Source organism: Nodularia sp. UHCC 0506, from assembly GCF_034931045.1.
Classification (GTDB): Bacteria; Cyanobacteriota; Cyanobacteriia; order Cyanobacteriales; family Nostocaceae; genus Nodularia.
On the sequence record NZ_JAYGHH010000095.1, the window covers coordinates 3,280 to 3,840 of the forward strand.

A 561-nucleotide genomic window follows, 5' to 3' on the forward strand; every position below is an offset into this window, starting at 1 on the left:
CATTTCCTGGAAAAAGTGATGCGGGTGGTGCGGGTGGTGCGGCTAAGAAGGCTGGAATGTAGCCATAGTCAGGGCTGTAGCACTAGAGCGTTTTTTGAAGTGGTGCGGGTAGTGGTGCGGGGTAGTACAAAACTGGTGCGGGTACGTCATAAAAAATACCCCACAAATGATTGTGGGGTGTCTGTATGGGTGGCGATTCGCTAGAAAATAATATTTTTAAACAGCACAATACAGCGCTGAAACTCTGGCTGTTTTTTACTGGTTTGTTCTCAGCAAAAAACTAGCGCTTTTTAGCACTGCTTTTTTCTTGTTTCCCTGACTCGTCTTTCCTGGGGTCAAATCAATTCAAAATTATTTCTATTCTTCATTTTGAATTTTGCATTTTGCATTTTGAATTCAAAAAAGGTCGGGGATTGTTCACCATGCACTGCCGTGTTCTCAACCGCCTTGATGGTTATTCGACCGTTCGAGGTTTTGCTTTCCCCTTTTCCGTGGGCAATTACACGGTCAGTCTTTGGCTCACTGTACGCATTGAGTGTGCAACTACAATCTCAACTATTC

Annotated in this window: 1 protein-coding gene; it reads left to right on the forward strand. The window is 44.0% G+C overall.

All coding sequences use genetic code 11. From position 1 onward, the window contains the following. Positions 1-204: hypothetical protein (locus VB654_RS25030; protein WP_323216537.1), on the forward strand; the 204-nt coding region annotated here is incomplete at its 5' end. Between the last annotated feature and the right edge of the window lie 357 nt (positions 205-561).